This is a genomic window from Promicromonospora kroppenstedtii DSM 19349, from assembly GCF_000515355.1.
GTDB lineage: Bacteria > Actinomycetota > Actinomycetes > Actinomycetales > Cellulomonadaceae > Promicromonospora > Promicromonospora kroppenstedtii.
In genome coordinates, this window is the sequence record NZ_KI911613.1 from 11,251 (window position 1) to 13,774 (window position 2,524).

Sequence of the window (2,524 nt, forward strand, 5' to 3'; positions counted from 1 at the left end):
GGCGTCCCCGACATCCCGCCCGTCCTGGCGGGGGCCGCCGGCGCGCTGCTCGTGCTGGTCGCGGACACCGTGGCGCGCACGGCGCTGCCCGCCCAGCTCCCCGTCGGCGTCCCGACCGGTCTGGTCGGCGCGCCCTACCTGCTGTACCTGCTCCAGCGCCGCCGCTCGACGAGAGGGACCCCCTGATGTCCACCACCGCCACGTCCGTGGCCCGCCTGCGGGCGGACGCCGTCACGCTGGGCTACGGCGACCGGACCGTCGTGCGCGAGCTGTCGCTCGACGTCCCGGACCAGCAGGTCACCGTCATCGTGGGGCCCAACGCGTGCGGCAAGTCCACGCTGCTGCGCGGCCTCGCCCGCCTGATGCCGCCCACGGGCGGCACGGTGCTGCTGGACGGCAGGGCGATCGCGGAGCGCCCCACCCGGGAGGTGGCGCGCGTCCTGGGCATGCTGCCCCAGTCCCCCGTGCCGCCCGAGGGGATCACCGTGCGGGACCTCGTCTCCCGCGGCCGCCACCCGCACCAGAGCTGGTGGCACCAGTGGGGCGAGGGCGACACCGAGGCCGTCGAGGACGCGCTGCGTGCCACGGGCACCACGGAGCTCGCGGCGCGCGACGTCGACGAGCTGTCCGGCGGGCAGCGGCAGCGGGCGTGGATCGCGATGGCCGTGGCCCAGGAGACCGACCTGCTCCTGCTCGACGAGCCCACCACGTACCTCGACATGGCCCACCAGCTCGACGTCCTGGAGCTGGTCGCGACGCTCAACCGGGACCACGGCCGGACCGTCGTCATGGTGCTGCACGACCTCAACCTCGCCTGCCGGTACGCGCACCACATCGTGGCGATGCGCGACGGCGAGATCGTCGCGGAGGGTGCGCCCGGCGAGGTGGTGACGCCAGGGCTGCTGCGCGAGGTGTTCTCGGTCGAGGCGTCGGTCCTGACGGACCCGCGCACGGGCACGCCCGTGATCGTGCCCCACCACACCGTGCAGGGCTGAGGGCCTGGGCCGGATCGAGGCCCGGCACTCGCCTAGCTCGCGGCCTGGGCCGGCCCCGCGTCGGCCGACGGCGACTCCTGCGTGACCTTCTGCTGCGGCAGGTTCTGCGGCGTGGCCTTCTCCACCGACCGCACCGGGCGGACGGAGCGGAGCTGGCCGGGCACGAAGTTGGCCGGCTTGAGCGGCACGGTGCCCAGCGGCACGTGCAGCGTCTTCTGCGCCTGCTCCCGCGCGCGGGACAGGACGTCGGTCAGCTCCTCGGCGTCGACGTAGCCCGGCTTGGACTCGATCGTCGCGGCGAAGAACTCGGACATGCCCATGTCGACGGGCGAGGTGTCCGGCCGGACGACGCGCGGCTTGCCGACCCAGACGGACGGGGCTCCGACGGCGTGCGTGGCGACGGCGGACGCGCCGTGCCGCCGGCCGTCCCGACGCCGCTCGTCGTCACTGCGCAGGCGGGCCAGTCCGGACCGGAACCACTGGAGGAACGAGAACTCCTCGGTAGTGCTGCTCGAGGGCGCGTCCATCTGACTGGCGACGACGAAGACCCCAACGGCCAGCACCAGGCACACCACGAGCAGAATGACCGACCACCACATGAGCCCTATTGTGTCGTGTCCTGTCGCGTCCCGCCGCGCAGAAGCGTGCGACACGCCGTGAACCGACGAGTCTTTCGCCAGGAGAAATAACGCAGACCTGGGCGTTCCCGGCGGCGACGTGCGAAAAATCACCCTCTATGAGGGCGGTGACCGCTATGAAGCGGTGACGGCCTCGCGGTCGCCCATGCGCTGGCTGATCAGCGTCGTGACGCCGTCGCCCCGCATGGTGACGCCGTAGAGGGCGTCGGCCACCTCCATGGTGCGCTTCTGGTGGGTGATCACGATGAGCTGGCTGTCCTTCTGCAGCTCCTTGAAGATCTCGATGAGGCGGCCGAGGTTCACGTCGTCCAGCGCCGCCTCGACCTCGTCCATGATGTAGAACGGGCTGGGCCGCGCCTTGAAGATCGACACGAGGAACGCGACGGCCGCCAGCGAGCGCTCCCCGCCGGAGAGCAGCGAGAGCCGCTTGACCTTCTTGCCCGCGGGCCGGGCCTCGACCTCGATACCGGTCGTGAGCAGGTTGCCGGGATCGGTGAGCGTGAGCTTGCCCTCGCCGCCCGGGAAGAGCCGCGGGAAGATCTCCAGGAACTTGGCCGCCGTGTCCTGGAACGCCTCGGCGAACACCTGCTGCACGCGCTCGTCGATGTCGTCGACGATCTGGAGCAGGTCCTCGCGCGACTTCTTCAGGTCGGCGAGCTGGTCCACCAGGAACTGGTGCCGCTCCTCCAGCGCCGCGAACTCCTCCAGCGCCAGCGGGTTCACGGCGCCGATGCGCGACAGCGCGCGCTCGGCCTTGGCCAGCCGGGCCTCCTGCTCCTCACGCACGTAGGGAACCATCCGGTCGGGCTTCGGCGGGCCGGGGACGTCGTCGACGGGTGCCTCGGCCGCCTCGTCCTCGGCCGGGGCCTCCTGCGGCTCGGCGCCGGCTGC

At 72.2% G+C, this 2,524-nt stretch carries 4 protein-coding genes; 2 read left to right on the top strand and 2 right to left on the bottom strand.

The genetic code is table 11. The features are described from left to right. On the top strand, window positions 1-186 hold a 186-nt coding region (locus PROKR_RS04230; protein ID WP_036959842.1), incomplete at its 5' end, for an iron chelate uptake ABC transporter family permease subunit. Beyond that, a complete protein-coding gene (locus PROKR_RS04235; protein WP_036959844.1) occupies window positions 186-995 on the top strand; it encodes an ABC transporter ATP-binding protein in 810 nt (269 codons plus the stop codon). The genes PROKR_RS04230 and PROKR_RS04235, both read left to right, overlap by 1 nt. Before the next feature lie 32 nt (window positions 996-1,027). Here the strand turns inward: PROKR_RS04235 and PROKR_RS04240 are convergent, their stop codons facing one another. Together PROKR_RS04240 and PROKR_RS04245 are read right to left on the bottom strand one after the other, a co-directional pair. Continuing rightward, a complete protein-coding gene (locus PROKR_RS04240; protein ID WP_036959846.1) occupies window positions 1,028-1,594 on the bottom strand; it encodes a hypothetical protein in 567 nt (188 codons plus the stop codon). A 153-nt stretch (window positions 1,595-1,747) separates the two neighbouring features. Next, the coding region (locus tag PROKR_RS04245) for an AAA family ATPase (RefSeq protein ID WP_036959848.1) at window positions 1,748-2,524 on the bottom strand (777 nt) is incomplete at its 5' end.